Origin of the sequence: Mesorhizobium sp. L48C026A00 (assembly GCF_000502375.1) — a bacterium.
Taxonomy (GTDB): domain Bacteria; phylum Pseudomonadota; class Alphaproteobacteria; order Rhizobiales; family Rhizobiaceae; genus Mesorhizobium; species Mesorhizobium muleiense.
On record NZ_AYWU01000017.1, the window covers coordinates 1 to 14484 of the forward strand.

At 60.3% G+C, this 14484-nt stretch carries 11 protein-coding genes and 1 tRNA gene; 8 read left to right on the top strand and 4 right to left on the bottom strand.

The window, feature by feature from the left end:
* The first annotated feature begins 192 nt into the window (after positions 1-192).
* From X738_RS66260 to X738_RS66270, 3 genes are all read left to right on the top strand, one after another.
* Positions 193-1383: a hypothetical protein gene (locus X738_RS66260; RefSeq protein ID WP_023801029.1), complete on the top strand. Its 1191-nt coding sequence runs from the start codon at positions 193-195 to the stop codon at positions 1381-1383.
* A 218-nt stretch (positions 1384-1601) separates the two neighbouring features.
* Positions 1602-2585, top strand: a complete 984-nt coding sequence (locus X738_RS66265) for a hypothetical protein (protein WP_198032856.1) — start codon at positions 1602-1604, stop codon at positions 2583-2585.
* 51 nt (positions 2586-2636) lie between these two features.
* Entirely contained in the window at positions 2637-4349 is a 1713-nt protein-coding gene (locus X738_RS66270; RefSeq protein ID WP_210163892.1) for a GNAT family N-acetyltransferase, read from the top strand.
* Positions 4350-4409: 60 nt separating this feature from the next.
* Here X738_RS66270 and X738_RS0142490 read toward each other — a convergent pair whose 3' ends face one another.
* Positions 4410-5474: a DUF2332 domain-containing protein gene (locus X738_RS0142490; protein ID WP_023801032.1), complete on the bottom strand. Its 1065-nt coding sequence runs from the start codon at positions 5472-5474 to the stop codon at positions 4410-4412.
* Positions 5475-5610: 136 nt separating this feature from the next.
* Between X738_RS0142490 and X738_RS0142495 the strand changes: the two genes are divergently transcribed.
* Positions 5611-6543: an alpha/beta hydrolase family protein gene (locus X738_RS0142495; RefSeq protein WP_023801033.1), complete on the top strand. Its 933-nt coding sequence runs from the start codon at positions 5611-5613 to the stop codon at positions 6541-6543.
* Between the two features lie 86 nt (positions 6544-6629).
* On the opposite strand, the gene X738_RS66275 is transcribed toward X738_RS0142495, so the two are convergent.
* From X738_RS66275 to X738_RS66285, 3 genes are all read right to left on the bottom strand, one after another.
* Positions 6630-6704, bottom strand: a tRNA-Glu gene (locus X738_RS66275).
* Positions 6705-6894: 190 nt separating this feature from the next.
* Positions 6895-8148: a D-Ala-D-Ala carboxypeptidase family metallohydrolase gene (locus tag X738_RS66280; protein ID WP_023801034.1), complete on the bottom strand. Its 1254-nt coding sequence runs from the start codon at positions 8146-8148 to the stop codon at positions 6895-6897.
* Between the two features lie 213 nt (positions 8149-8361).
* Positions 8362-10197 (bottom strand): PHA/PHB synthase family protein, encoded by a 1836-nt coding sequence (locus tag X738_RS66285; protein WP_023801035.1) that lies wholly within the window; start codon positions 10195-10197, stop codon positions 8362-8364.
* Positions 10198-10369: 172 nt separating this feature from the next.
* Between X738_RS66285 and X738_RS66290 the strand changes: the two genes are divergently transcribed.
* The 4 genes from X738_RS66290 (at position 10370) to glpX (ending at position 14470) form a co-directional block, all read left to right on the top strand.
* Complete coding sequence (locus X738_RS66290) at positions 10370-10687, top strand: hypothetical protein (RefSeq protein ID WP_306454973.1); 318 nt, start codon at positions 10370-10372, stop codon at positions 10685-10687.
* A 79-nt stretch (positions 10688-10766) separates the two neighbouring features.
* Positions 10767-11984 carry an LL-diaminopimelate aminotransferase gene (locus X738_RS66295; protein WP_023801037.1) on the top strand — a complete coding sequence of 406 codons (1218 nt, stop codon included), beginning with the start codon at positions 10767-10769 and terminating at the stop codon, positions 11982-11984.
* A 47-nt stretch (positions 11985-12031) separates the two neighbouring features.
* Positions 12032-13345: a homoserine dehydrogenase gene (locus X738_RS66300; protein WP_023801038.1), complete on the top strand. Its 1314-nt coding sequence runs from the start codon at positions 12032-12034 to the stop codon at positions 13343-13345.
* A gap of 141 nt (positions 13346-13486) precedes the next feature.
* Positions 13487-14470, top strand: coding sequence for a class II fructose-bisphosphatase (gene glpX, locus X738_RS66305; RefSeq protein ID WP_023801039.1), 984 nt, complete (start codon positions 13487-13489; stop codon positions 14468-14470).
* Positions 14471-14484 lie beyond the last annotated feature (14 nt).

The following is a 14484-nucleotide window of genomic DNA, read 5'->3' on the forward strand; positions in this document are numbered from 1 at the left end:
CAGACGTGTGCTCTTCCGATCTCTTCGTCGCAGACCGGCCCTTCAATTGCAGCGACAAACCAGGATCTTCACGGCTCTCTACGCTCATTTGGAGCCCGGCCCTACAGCCGAGGCCGTTGCCACCGCATAGACCCTGCCATTACAGTCGACGGTTGAAGAGCAGCCAAAAACTCGATCAATCTCGGCGAAACCATGTCCGCCCACCGGATTCGAACCTCCAAACGCCTCATGCCGAAGACGAACTTTCATCGGGCCGAACGGTCTCCCGAACTGCGGACGATCGTGTCGTTGCCGGAGGAGATGGCAAGGATCCGAGATTTGGCGGAAGCCTGGATAATCCGCAATATTGGAAAAAAGGGCCTGTTTACCTACAGTATCAATCCGTATACGGGCGAGAGATCTGAAAAAAACAATGAACTAAGACAGCTTATGTCATCGCGCACGTTGGCGGAAATGAGCGTAGGAAATCTCTCGCTTCGCCCTGTTCATCGCCGGAATTTGTCATTCATCATGAATACATGGTATCGGGAGGAGGGTGGTATTGGTTATATTGAATATGATGGCAAGTCAAAGCTCGGGGCAAATGCGATGCTGCTTCGCACATTCGCGGCAAGTCCTCATTTTGAACAGTTCCAGTCAAAGGCCAGTGCGGCCGCGGAGGGCATCCTTGCGCTCCAGAATGCAGACGGGTCCTTTCGCCCTTGGCTAAAGGAGCCGAATTATTCCTTCGACGCAAAATACCTCTTAACATTTTATTCAGGGGAAGCGCTGGTTGCTTTGCTCGAATATTATATCCGGACTGGATTAACCCGTTATTTCGACGAAGCGGCGCGCAGTGCAGAATTCTATTTAGAGGAATATGTCCGCAATATCGCAGATAATTATTACCCGGCATACGTGCCTTGGCACACCATCGCTTATCGGCATCTATATGAGTTGACGAAAGCCGATAAATTCGCCGAGGCGGTGTTTACTCTGAACGACAAATTGCTTGAACTTCAGGACCGGTCGTACAGGATTGGACGATTCTTCAATCCAGCAACCCCTCAGTACGGCCTTCCGCACGCGTCCTCGGACGGAGTTTATACCGAGGGGCTGGCTTATGCATTCGAGATGGCGCAGCGGACAGGGGATGAAGTGAGGGCAGGGCGATACCTTGACGCTATTATGCTCTCGTTGAAAAACATCGCATCCTTGCAGTATAGAGAAAAACTGGATGAGTCTCCTCTTCCTTTCTATGTCTACCGAGGCGCCATCAGGACCAATGCAGAGAAAAATAGGTGGGCTCGCATAGACAATGCCCAGCATACGATAGACGCTATCCAGGCCCTGGGGAATTTTCTCGGAAGCAAGCAGGCTTTTACATTCGAGCTGGGGCTTTGACTCCCGTCAAAGGACAGCCAGGCGCCCCGAACTGCTCCTGCGTTTCTTCACCGGGCAGTGCGGCCAGCATCCCAGTCTGGATCTGTACCATTTCGACCTTCAACGCCACCCAAAATATTGCCCGTGGTCTGCTTGACCGGCTCAAGCCATGATGCAAGCATGGGAAGGAAAGCGTTTTGAACACATCAGGCTCATAAATGCCGACGTTGGAATACCTGTTGACCCCATCGGCGGAAGAGCTGGCGCAAACGCATGTGCTGTTTTTGGCGCGTCATGCCCTCGACTCCAGCCCGGAGCGCAGGGCCAAGTACGGCTACCACGTCGTCTACCATGCCATCATGCTCGAAACGCTGCGCGGGCTGGGTTTCAGGGTCACGCCGGCGAGCGAGCACGAGGTGCTGTTCGGGCCTCTCGACTTCGATTTCCTCTATGCCATTCACTCGCATGCGATATTCGATGGTCACGAGCTCCTGGCGCCGGCAATCGCCGCCTATCGTGGCGTCCCGTGTCTCGGCGCATCGGCGTCAAGTCGGGCGGTCTCGGAAGACAAGGTATTGGCCAAGCAACTGGCTGCTTCCCTGGGGCTCGATGTCGCCAAGCACAGGATCATGCAGCCCGGTGAGGTCAGCAATGACAAATTCAGCCTGCCTGGTTCGTGGATTGTCAAGCCGCGGGGGGGTATCGCTTCCGACGCAATTGTAAAGGTCGAGAATGAAGCGGATTGGCGGGATGCGCTGACAACCATCTCGGATCCGCGTCACGGCGGCCGTGAATTCATTGCAGAAGAGTTTGTGCCGGGCCTCAATCTGACGGTTCCAATCGTCGAGGGCTTCCCCCCGGGTTCATTGGCGGTTTTCGAGGAGAGCGGCCGCCCTGGCGACAATGTTCTGACCAATGAAGCAAAGCGAGGGCTCAACAGTTCCTACAAGTCCGCTCCTTACGACGGACCGGGAGCTGAAGAGGTTTCGGAGGCAACCGCACGAATGGTGGCCGAGATGTCGCCATTCGACTATGCCCGCTTCGACTTCCGTTATGATCCCGACACGCGGCGGACCGTTTTCATCGAAGTGAACATCGCCTGCAACATGGCGCCGGCCTCGGCGGTCTATCGTTCGGCCGCCCTGCATGGGATCAAGTATGAAGAACTGGTGGGACATGTTTTGACGCGCAGTCTCAGGCGTCAGAGAAAGCGGCAAAGATAACCGCAACGCTGGATAAGGCACTTCAGTGATGGTCAGCGCATGCAAATCGATATGGTCGACAAATTCGAAGCGTTGGAGCCACTGAGAGAGAATTGGGACCGGATATATGACTCCGATCCGGAGGCGAACTTCTTCCTGTCGTGGCCATGGATGTCGAATTGGCTGCGACGCCCAAATTGGGTGATTTTGGCCGCGCGGTCTCCCGGGTCGAACGAGTATGTCGCCTTCTTCCCTTTGCAACTCGTCACCGGGCTTGATGAGCAGGCGGGGTTTTATAGCAGCATAAGGATGGCCGGCTCGTATTTCGCCACCTATACGGGCTTCATCTGCGTTCCCGAATTCGAAGAGCAAGTCGTTTCATTGTTCGCCGATCGCCTGCAGGCGCTGAATTGGACAACGTTACACTGCGACGACATTTCGATATCGGCCAGGCGCCGTCAAATGCTGCTTGGAAGCTTTTCTGACAACGATTTTGTGAAAGAAAAGATTGAACGACGTCGCCATACAACCCGAACAGGCGAAAATATAAATCATGACATCTATATGTATGTCGATTTGCCAGCCGATTGGGACGAATTCCTGGATGGCAACCTTGGCTCGAAAACCCGTCGTGATGTCCGCCATTTTCTTCGTCAGGTCGAAAATAGCGGAGAATACCGGATAAGTTTGGCAGACTTCGAGACAATCCAAAGCGACCTGGAGGTTTTCTGTCAACTTTGGCTTGCGCAGTGGGAGGTCAAAAGCCGCGTCTATGCTCAGGGTGTTATTACCAACTGCCGCCATATGTTACTTGAATGCCACAAGGCGGGTGTGCTGTTCGCGCCCGTATTGTGGAAAGGCGATACTCCATTAGGAGTACACATTGCGTTTATCGACAGGTCAAAGGGTTCACTCGTCTGTTTCCTCGTCAGCCGCAATCTCGCAATTCGGAAGCCTCCACCCGGCTTGGTGCTTCACGCCTACAGCATCCGTTGGGCAATTCAAAACGGCCTCAGGACTTACGACCTTGGCACTGGAGATTTTTCGTACAAGTACAGTTTCGGATCGAAGGAGCGGCTTGTCGAGGGTGTCCGGATCGACTCCACCAACAGCCGCGGAAACAGGCTGGATCGAAGAAGCCTTCCCTCGGTGATTTCGTCGGTGCGAAAGCTGCGTCAGGAGGGGAAGTTCCAACTGGCTGAGCGCGGTTGCAGGCAGGTGCTCGAAACTGAACCGAGCAATCTGGAGGCGCGCCGGCTTCTGGACGAGCTTGTGGCGGCTAGGCGTATTGAGGAGCAATTTGCGCGTGCCTTGCAATGCCATCGGAGCAAGCAATTTTTGGATGCCCAGAGGATTTATCTGCAGGTACTGGCAGCAAATCCCCGGCATTACGACGCTAATTATCTGTTGGGCGTTCTATGTCTTCAGGCCGGTCGGTATCAGGCAGCGGACACTTACCTGGCTCGCGCCACTGAGATCAATCCGAAAGCCGCAACTGCGTACAACAACAGGGGGCATGCCTTGCGCGGCCTGAAACGGTATGACGAGGCTCTCGCGTGCTACGAGAAAGCCATCGGGGTGAAACCCGATTTCGTGCAGGCAATGAACAATCGGGGGGTGACGCTGCGGGCGTTGGGGCGCATTGATGAGGCACTCGCCAGCTTCGACGAGGCGCTGACGCTCAAACCGGACTTTGCCAAGGCCTTGTCCAACCGCAACCAGTTGCGAGTGCCTCTGCCGCGCGACCGTTTATCCATCGCCGATGATGTGGACACCTTAGAGTAAAGCGCATCGCGTTTTGCATCTGGTCAAGGACAGGAATGGCTGGGTAAACCCGTCGACCTGCTAACTTTTCCACTCCATCGATAGCCCATGCGGATCGCAGATCGCGAGCGTTTTTACCCTGCGCTCGCCATTGAAGTATCTGCTGACCTTTAGAGGATTGAACGTCTCAGTGGGGTTGGGGTGTGCGACCTCGCCCTCCACAGTGACGCGCCAGACCGGCGCCGTCTTGCTCGCCTCCAACAGGATATCGTTTATGCGTCGGTGTTGATCGCCGGAAAGCTGATAGCCCATTATCGTGTGATACACGCACCGGGCTTGGTAAGGCGGAATCTCCGCCAGCGCAGAGGCCAGGTTCAGCACGGCGTCGCCGCCTCTGATCCGGGGCGGATGCGCGGCGGCGACCTTCAAGGCGCCATCCAGTTTTGTAAGCCGGTCAATGCGCTCGGGCCAGACAAGCGCCTTGAGCCACCGGCGTTCATTTTCATCCCGAACATCGGTCGGATAAAGTTCGAGGCCGATCCTCGATGAAACGGGGGGCGGGAACATCCCCAAAACAGGCACGCCAGGCCCTTCAAGGATGCAGGAAAGGACGAAATCCGCATCGGTCCACCGCTCCAGCTTCGGAGCGCCGTTCCCGTCCGTATACCGATATCCATAGCTGTCGAAGTTCAGGTTCAGGCCGGCGCTGGATCCGATCTCGACGAGGCCAAGGGGAGAGGCGGCTTCGCGCGCAACCAGATCGAATGCGGGCAGCAGCAGCGCGCTGCGGCCAGCCTCGTTGGTGTTGGTGGCGCGCTTCGCGATGATGTCGACGAGTTCGGCTTCGTGGGCACCGCAAAAAGCGGCGAAAAGTTCGAATGCGCGATCGTCGGCCGGCCGCGTTCCGCCCAGACTCGGATAATATTCCCTAAGAGGATGGTCGACGCCGCCGAGCAGGAGATACTGTACCGCGCCGAAGACAAGGTTCGCCGCCGGCTGACCCTTCCTGCGCCCCGCCGCCAGGCGCTGCAGCGCGACATTGTCCGCAATCCCAAGCGACAGCTTTTCATAGAGGGGAGAGCCGCCACGACGAGACTCGTTGGCAAAGAAGCGGTAATAGTGAGCGCTTGTTTCAAACACCACCATAGCACGTACCTAGCGGGCAATAGATGTCTTGGATGTGGATTCCACCTGTAGTTGCCTTAATGCTTTCGGCCCAGCGGGTCAAGGAACCGGGCGAACAATAGAGGCTTTCGAGCATACGTTCCTGAGAGGCTGGCGGATGAACGAAACCGTGGATGATACACCTTCGGGATATACTGTCATTGACGGCGCCTTTCGCGACGAATCGCGCAGCCGTTCGGTGCCGTACCGGCTTTATGCCCCCGCTTCCCTCTCCGGCGCTTACCCGGTGATCCTTGTGTCGCATGGCATTGGCGGATCGCGCGAGGCGATGCCTTACCTCGGACGGCGCCTGGCGGAAAGTGGTTACGTGGCGGTGCACCTGCAGCATACCGGGACGGACAGTTCGATCTGGCAACAGGAAAACTCCCTTGCGGAAGTCTACCGATTGCTTCGTGAAGCCATGTGGGACGCCAATGCTGCGCGCGCGCGATTTCAGGACGTGCCCTTTGCCCTGCGCGAGCTTGCGCGCATGAACGGCGAGGGGCGGCTCGCCGGCCGCCTGGATTTGACACGCATCGGCATGGCCGGACACTCTTATGGAGGCGTCTCGACGATGGTTGCAGCAGGGCAGAGAATGGGCCCGGGCGGGCAGTGGTCGTTCAAGGAGCCAGGAATTCGCGCTGGCTTGGTCATGAGCCCGAACATACCCATCCAGGGCGGCGACTTGGCCGCCCTTTACCGCGATATCAGTATCCCGCTGTTTCACATCACGGGGACGAAAGATGGCAATGCGGTGCCCGGCAACAAGGAATTCGATCCGATACAGCGGACCCTTCCTTACGAAGCGCTGACCATCCCTCATCAATATCTGCTCGTTCTCGACGGTGCTGGCCACAATGCGTTTTCCGGCCTGAAGCACGGGCCACACGCCCACGGCCCCGAGGAAGAGACCCGCTACACGCGCGTTGTACAAGACGCAGCAGTGTCGTTCTTCGATGCCTATCTGAATGGGAAAACGGCGGCTCTGGCGGCCCTTCGCCAAACGTTTCAATCCAGCCTTGAGCCGACCGACAGGTTTGAATGGAAATAGCGGGAAAGTCCGCCAGCGTTTGCCGACAGTTATTTGACCTGGAATCGACGTGGCAGGATGGGGGAAGCAGCCAGCTTGACTTTATCTGGTACGCCCAAGGGGAATCGAACCCCTGTTACCGCCGTGAAAGGGCGGTGTCCTGACCGCTAGACGATGGGCGCGCTCAGATGTGAGCGCTTATAGTTGCGTTGCACCAAACCGGCAACCCGTCTGCCGCTACCTGCGACAACTTTTTTCGGTGACCGCAAAACCGCGCATTTTCGGCGATTTGCCCGGGTTCGACGCAGCAACGCGTGCCGTGCTGAGACAGCACAGTGCGGGCATTGCATGGACGAGAGGGAGAACCAGCCGTTACCGCCGCCGACGGCAGCGCCAGTTCCAGTCGCGCTCGGGACCGACGTCGATGTGAACGGATTCGGTATGGCAGTAGGTGCCGACGCCGCCGCGCCCGGGCATGCTGCGGATGTAGCTTGCCAATTGCGCTTTCGAGACGCCTGGAACCTGGATGTCGGCGGCGGCGCAATACATGTGCAGCGAATTCTTGGCGCCGTTGGCGCGGCGGTTGCGGGCCGGATCACGATAGCCGGAGGTGACGATCATCTTCTTGCCGTAGTGGCCCTCGATCGTCTTCAGCACGCGGACCAGCGAAGGTTTCAGGCAGGCAACGTCGACATTCTCGGTCTGCTTCAAAAGACCGTTGGGCGCCAGCCGGGCAAGACCGGGAGCGTATGCCACCTGATAGGCGCCGCCTTCATCCTCATTCAGATCGACGTCGCTGTCGTCGTCGAGGCCGGATTTGCGCTTGATCTCGAAAAGCGCGGTCTTGCGCACGCCAGGCAGCGCGTCATCGGTGAAACGGCTGGTATCGCCGAGCGAAGCCAGTTGCACCGGCTTTTCAGCCGATTTGGCCGAGGCCAGGGTGATGGCGGGTTTTGCCGCCGCCTTGGGCTGAGCGGCCTTGGGCTGCGCCGCCGGCGGCTGCTCGCCCGACCTGTTGCTGGCCTGCGGGGCAGGTGCTGCCGAGGCAGGCGTGCTGAACAAAGAGGCGAGGAACCCCTTCTTCTTCGGCGCATAGGCCTGCGGCTCAGCGGCGGTCACATAGACCGGGTTGTTCATCGCCGGCGCGGCGGCCTCGGCCTTTGACTTCGGCGCGGCCGTGCCGGCATCGGCGGTTTCAGTCTTCTGCGCAGCAGCGTCGGCCTGTTCAACCGTCTGCGCCGCCTGTGGCTGCGGCGTCTGGCCTGCAGCCGTCTCTGCGCCCGCTTTGGCCGGGACGGGGAAGCCGGCATCCGATTTGGCGCTTCCCTGGGAGGCCTGCGCCCCCGGCTTGGCCGCTGGCACATGAGCGACCTGCTCGGGAAGGCTTGCGTCGCCCTTGGCGGTCATCGTCATTTGTGAAGTCGTCATCTGCGACGATGAATCAGTGGTGACCTGTTGGCTGCCGGAGGTTGTGTCCGTAGCCGAGGCATTGTAGCCGGGCATGCCGACGGACAGGGATGGGTCGCCGGCCGAGGTGCAGGACGCCAGGAGCACGGAGAAAAGCGCGGCCGCAATGGCGCGGCTTTCTCCCTTCGCGAGGCGCGATCCTGCTGATTTCAAAACCAAATTCCCCCTCGATGTCCGGTCGGTACTTCATTGGCGGCACCGAAACGTCTCGCCGCAATAAACCCTTGCCCCCGAACGGAAACGAGACCTGTGTCAAATCCGCAAGCCCCAGAATAATTCGACGGCTAGAGAAGAATCGGGAGTGCTTAAGGGTTGACGACACCATTTCGCCCTCTTTTACCGGCGCGTCAACTCACCACACATTACAGAAGGTTACACACGCACCTTGACATAGGTGCCTGGCGCATCGCCGAGGGTTTTTATGTGCTTGCCGGGTTTGCGGGCCGGCACGCGGGTGTCGTCCCTGGCTTCGACCCAGCGTTGCCAGTGCGACCACCAGGAGCCGGGATGGTTGGTGGCCTTGGCGAGCCACTCGTTGAAGTCGCCGGTTGGCTTGCCGCCGGTCCAGTAGTGATATTTCTGCGCTGCCGGCGGATTGACGACGCCGGCGATGTGGCCGGAGCCGGCCAGGACGTAGTCGACCTCGCCGCCGAAATATTTCGAACCGAGGAACACCGAAAGCGCCGGCGCGATATGGTCTTCCTTGGAGGCGAGGTTATAGACCGGGATGGTGACATCCTTCAGCGATACGACGTGGCCCGCCAGTTCCATCTCGCCTTGCGAAAGTCTGTTCTCGAGATAGCAATTGCGCAGGTAGAAGGAATGGTTGGCTGCGGCCATGCGGGTCGAATCGGCGTTCCAGTAGAGCAGGTCGAAGGGCAGGGGATCCTTGCCGCGCATGTAGTTGTTGACGACATAGGGCCAGATCAGGTCGCCCGAGCGCAGCATGTTGAAGGCGGTCGCCATCTTGGTGCCGTCGAGATAGCCTTTCTCGTTCATCGCCTTTTCGACGGCCGCGACCTGCTCCTCGTCGACGAACACTTTCAGGTCGCCGGCATGGGTGAAATCGACCTGCGTGGTGAAGAAGGTGGCCGATTTGATGCGGTGGTCGCCCTCCTGCGCCAAAAGCGCCAGGGCGGCTGCCAGCAACGTGCCGCCGACGCAATAGCCGACGGCGTTGACGTCCTGTTCGCCGGTGGCCTTTTCGATCGTGTCCAGGCCGTATTGCAGGCCCTCTCTGATATAGGCCTCCCAGCTCTTGGTGCCGTGCCGCTCGTCCGGGTTGATCCAGGAGATGACGAAGACGGTGTGGCCCTGCTCGACCGCCCAGCGGATGAAGGATTTTTGCGGGTTGAGATCGAGAATGTAGAATTTGTTGATCCATGGCGGACAGATCAGCAGCGGCCGCTTGAGCACGGTCTCGGTCGCCGGATCATATTGCAGGATCTCGGCGACGTCGCTGCGGCCCACCACCTTGCCGGGTGTCGTGGCCAGGTTCTTGCCGATCTCGAAGGACGAATAGTCGGCCTGCCTCAGTTTCAGGTCGCCCTTGCCGGCGGCGATGTCCTCGGCCAGCATCTTCATGCCGCGCACCAGGTTTTCGCCATTCGAGGCGATGGTCTCGCGAAACAGTTCCGGGTTGGTCAGGATGAAATTCGACGGCGAAATGGCGTTGGACACCTGCTTGACGTAGAAACCGGCCTTGTGGCGGGTGTGCTCGTCCAGGCCATCGGCGTGTTCGACCAGGTCGTTCGCCCAGCGCGAGGTGACGAGATAGGCCTGCTTGAGGAAATCGAAGAAAGCGTTGCGGCCCCATTCCGGGTCCTGGAAACGCTTGTCGCCGGGCTCGGGCTTGAACGCGCCTTCGGCGTCTTCGCCGCCGTCGCTGAGGCGCTGGATGGAGTTGGCCCAGACGGTCATGTAGCCGGAGAACAGCCGCGTTTGCGCCTCCAGCGCGCGCTGCGGATCGGAAAGCCAGTATTCGCTGAGCTTGGAGAAGGTTTTCACCATATCGACGACCGGCTCGGCGACATGATCGCGCACCTCGCCTTTTTCGCGCGGCTCGGCCCATGCGGAAGCCGCCTTGCCGGCCTGCTCGATCATGCGCGCCATGTTCAAGGCGAAGCGCTCCGGATCCTTGACCAGATATTGCTCGACGGTCGAAGGCCGGTCATCTTCCGCTTTGCCCGAATCGGGTGTTTTGGACATGGTTCGCGGGGTTCCTCCCGAAGCGTTTTCTTGACATAGTATCATGGCACATCCAACAGGGTCCAACGCGCTCTATCTTGGCTGCCCGGGAAACAATATGACGACTGATACTGGCAAAACTGTTTTTTCTGGCACTGGTCGTTTTTGCCGCACAGGCGCGGCGGTCGTCTTTTTGGCGATCGCCGGCTGTTCGAGCACCAACATCGAGGGCGCCACGCCTGTCGCGGCTACCGACGGGCCGAAGAACACCGGCACCTATCCGAACCTGAATATCCCGCCGCAGGCGGCGGCGGAGCAATTCACCGAGGCGGAAAAGAACGCCAAGCTCGCCCAGTTGAAGGCGGAGGCACAGGCGCAGGGCTCAAAGGGCGGCGCGGTCAAGGTCGCGAACCCGGCGGCGCTGAACACATTGGCGAAGCAGCACGGCGCCGATGCGCTGAAGCAGATCGAAGCCAAATGCGATCCCGCCCTCGACCCTACCTGCAAATAGGATTATATCGCGCGACCGACAACCACCTTTGCCAAAACCACTTTGACCGTCTGGAATTGAACCCACCACTGGAAACGACATGGAAGAATTTCACAAGGTCCGCCGGCTTCCGCCCTACGTCTTCGAGCAGGTCAACCGGCTGAAGGCCAGTGCCCGATCGCGCGGCGCCGACATCATCGACCTTGGCATGGGCAATCCGGACCTGCCGACGCCCAAGGCCATCGTCGACAAATTGTGCGAGGTCGTGCGCGACCCGCGCACGCACCGCTATTCATCGTCGCGCGGCATTCCGGGCCTGCGCCGCGCCCAGGCCAATTACTATGCCCGCCGTTTCGGCGTGAAACTCGACCCGGACACGCAAGTGGTGGCGACGCTGGGCTCGAAGGAGGGCTTCGCCAATATGGCGCAGGCGATCACCGCGCCCGGCGACGTGATCCTGTGCCCAAATCCGACCTATCCGATCCACGCTTTCGGCTTCATCATGTCTGGCGGCGTCATCCGCTCGTTGCAGGTGGAACCGGACGACGGCTTCATTCCGGCGCTGGAGCGCGGCATCCGCCATTCGATCCCGAAGCCGCTGGCGTTGATCCTCAATTATCCGTCGAACCCGACGGCGCAGGTCGCCTCGCTCGATTTCTACAAGGAGGTGGTGTCCTTCGCCAAGAAGAACGACATCATCATCCTGTCTGACCTTGCCTATTCGGAAATCTATTTCGACGGCAATCCGCCGCCCTCGGTGCTGCAGGTGCCGGGCGCGATCGACGTGGCGGTCGAGTTCACCTCGATGTCGAAGACCTTTTCGATGCCCGGCTGGCGCATGGGTTTTGCCGTCGGCAACGAGCGGCTGATCTCGGCGCTGACGCGGGTGAAATCCTATCTGGACTACGGCGCCTTCACGCCGATCCAGGTGGCGGCGGCGCACGCGCTCAACGGCGACGGCGCCGATATCGCGGAAGTGCGCGACATCTACCACAAGCGCCGCGACGTCATGGTCGACGCCTTCAGCCGCGCCGGCTGGGTCGTCCCGGCGCCGGCGGCGTCGATGTTCGCCTGGGCGCCGATCCCGGAGCCGTTCAAGCATCTCGGCTCGCTCGAATTCTCCAAGCTTCTGATCGAGCACGCCGACGTGGCGGTGGCGCCGGGCGTCGGCTTCGGCGAGCATGGCGACGACCATGTCCGCATCGCGCTGGTCGAGAACGAGCACCGGATCCGGCAGGCGGCGCGCAACATCAAGCGCTTCCTGGCGTCCAGCGCCAAACAGCCCAACAATGTGGTGCCGCTCGCCGCGCATCGTTGAGTTGCCACAGATCACATCGACCAAATTCTTGAGGGGCGTCGCCGGACATGGCTGAAGCGTTGCGTGTTGGAATCGCCGGTCTCGGCACTGTCGGCGCTTCGGTGGCGCGCGTGCTGCGCGACAAGGCGGCGGAACTGACTCGGCAATGCGGCCGCGAGGTCGTCGTATCGGCCGTTTCGGCCCGCGATCCCAAACGCGACCGCGGCGTCGATCTCGGCGCGGCCAAGTGGTTCGACGATCCGGTAGCAATGGCGCAGACCGCCGAGATCGATGTCTTCGTCGAACTGATCGGCGGCGACGAAGGGCCGTCGCATTCATCGGTGAAAGCGGCGCTTGAAGCCGGCCGCCACGTCGTCACCGCCAACAAGGCGCTGCTCGCCAAGCATGGCGTGGCGCTGGCCGAGACCGCCGAGAAGAAGGGTGTTCTGCTCAATTACGAGGCGGCGGTGGCGGGCGGCATTCCGGTCATCAAGACGATGCGCGAGGCGATGGCCGGCAATTCGGTGACCCGCGTCTTCGGCATCCTCAACGGCACCTGCAACTATATCCTGACCCGCATGGAAGCCGAGGGCCTGTCGTTCGACGACTGTCTGAAAGATGCGCAGCGGCTTGGCTATGCCGAGGCCGACCCGACCTTCGACATCGAGGGCCACGATACCGCGCACAAGCTGTCGATCCTGACCAGCCTTGCCTTCGGCACGAGGATTGCCGCCAACGACATCTATATGGAAGGCATTTCCAACATCAGCCAGGCCGACATCCGCGCGGCCGGCGACCTCGGCTACCGGATAAAGCTGCTCGGCGTCGCCCAGCGCACGGAAAGCGGTATCGAACAGCGCGTGCACCCGACCATGGTGCCGACGGCCTCGGTCATCGCGCAGGTGCACGGCGTCACCAATGCGGTGGCCATCGAAACCGATATCCTTGGCGAGCTTTTGCTCTCCGGTCCCGGTGCCGGCGGCAACGCCACCGCATCGGCGGTGGTCGGCGACATTGCCGACATTGCCAAGAGCCGGCCCGGCTTCCAGCACGGTCCGGTCTTCGGCCTGCCGGCGAAGGAATTGCGGCCGTACAAGAAGGCGCAGATGCGCAGCCATGCGGGCGGCTATTTCATCCGGCTGACCGTGCATGACCGCATCGGCGTCTTTGCCGCCATCGCCAAGCGCATGGCCGACAACGACATTTCGCTGGAATCGATCGTGCAGCACGCCGCCGGGCCGGATACCGCCTTGCAGAAGACGGTGATCCTCGTCACCCACGAGACGACGGAAGCGGCGGTCCGCAAGGCAGTCGACGGCATCACCAGGGACGATCATCTGACCGACAAGCCGCAGGTCATCCGCATCGAACGGGCGGAATAGGCGTATCTCTTTTCTCCTTCAATCGATTGATATCGTTGTGTTTTCAAAAAAGACCCGCTGAGGTCTTGCTGTTGTCATGGAGCTTTGACACAACCGGCGCGCCTCTGGCGGGAGGCATGTGCCAACGAGGATTGTCCACCGATGAACGTTGCCCAGAACATCGTCGCCGGCCTTGACCGGATACTCACCATGGAACTGGTGCGTGTGACCGAACGCGCCGCCGTTGCGGCAGCCAGATTGCGCGGACGCGGCGACGAAAAGGCTGCCGACCAGGTCGCGGTCGACGCGATGCGCGAAGAGCTCAACCGCCTCGCCATCAACGGCACGGTGGTGATCGGCGAAGGCGAGCGCGACGAGGCGCCGATGCTCTATATCGGCGAAGAGGTCGGTTCCGGCAAAGGCCCGGCGGTCGATATTGCGCTCGATCCGCTCGAAGGCACGACGATCTGCGCCAAGAACCTGCCCAATGCGCTGGCGGTCATCGCCATTGCGGAAAAGGGCAGCCTTCTGTTCGCGCCCGACGTCTATATGGACAAGATCGCCATTGGCCCGGGTTATGCGGACGGCGTCATCGACATCGATGCCGCGCCGGCCGAAAACATCGCCAGCCTGGCCAGGGCCAAGGGCGTGGCGGTGTCGGAGATCACCGCCTGCATCCTCGACCGGCCGCGCCATGGCGCGCTGATCGAGGCGGTGCGCGCCACGGGCGCTGCGATCCGGCTGATCGGCGATGGTGACGTCGCCGGCGTCATCCATACCACCGATCCGGACGAAACCGGCATCGACATCTATCTCGGCACCGGCGGCGCGCCGGAGGGTGTGCTGGCGGCGGCAGCGTTGCGTTGCACCGGCGGCCAGATGCAGGGAAGGCTGATCCTCGACACGCCGCAAAAGCTGGCGCGCGCGGCGAAGATGGGCATCCTCGATCCGAAGCGGGTCTACCGCGCGCAAGACATGGCGCGCGGCGACGTGCTGTTCGCAGCAACCGGCGTGACCGACGGCAACATGCTGGCCGGCGTCAAGTTCGGCCGCAATTTTATCACCACGCATACGATCGTGCTGCGCTCGTCGTCGCGCACCGTGCGCGAGATCAAGGCCAGGCACCAGGATCTGGAAAAGTTTTGATTCCCGACTCGGCT

Bases quoted from the DNA above. Each gene is read 5' to 3' on its own strand.
- X738_RS66260 (WP_023801029.1), top strand. From the start codon at position 193: ATGTCCGCCCACCGGATTCGAACCTCCAAACGCCTCATGCCGAAGACG.
- glpX (WP_023801039.1), top strand. From the start codon at position 13,487: ATGAACGTTGCCCAGAACATCGTCGCCGGCCTTGACCGGATACTCACC.
- X738_RS66300 (WP_023801038.1), top strand. From the start codon at position 12,032: ATGGCTGAAGCGTTGCGTGTTGGAATCGCCGGTCTCGGCACTGTCGGC.
- X738_RS66285 (WP_023801035.1), bottom strand. From the start codon at position 10,197: ATGTCCAAAACACCCGATTCGGGCAAAGCGGAAGATGACCGGCCTTCG.
- X738_RS66295 (WP_023801037.1), top strand. From the start codon at position 10,767: ATGGAAGAATTTCACAAGGTCCGCCGGCTTCCGCCCTACGTCTTCGAG.
- X738_RS0142490 (WP_023801032.1), bottom strand. From the start codon at position 5,474: ATGGTGGTGTTTGAAACAAGCGCTCACTATTACCGCTTCTTTGCCAAC.
- X738_RS0142495 (WP_023801033.1), top strand. From the start codon at position 5,611: ATGAACGAAACCGTGGATGATACACCTTCGGGATATACTGTCATTGAC.
- X738_RS66270 (WP_210163892.1), top strand. From the start codon at position 2,637: ATGGTCGACAAATTCGAAGCGTTGGAGCCACTGAGAGAGAATTGGGAC.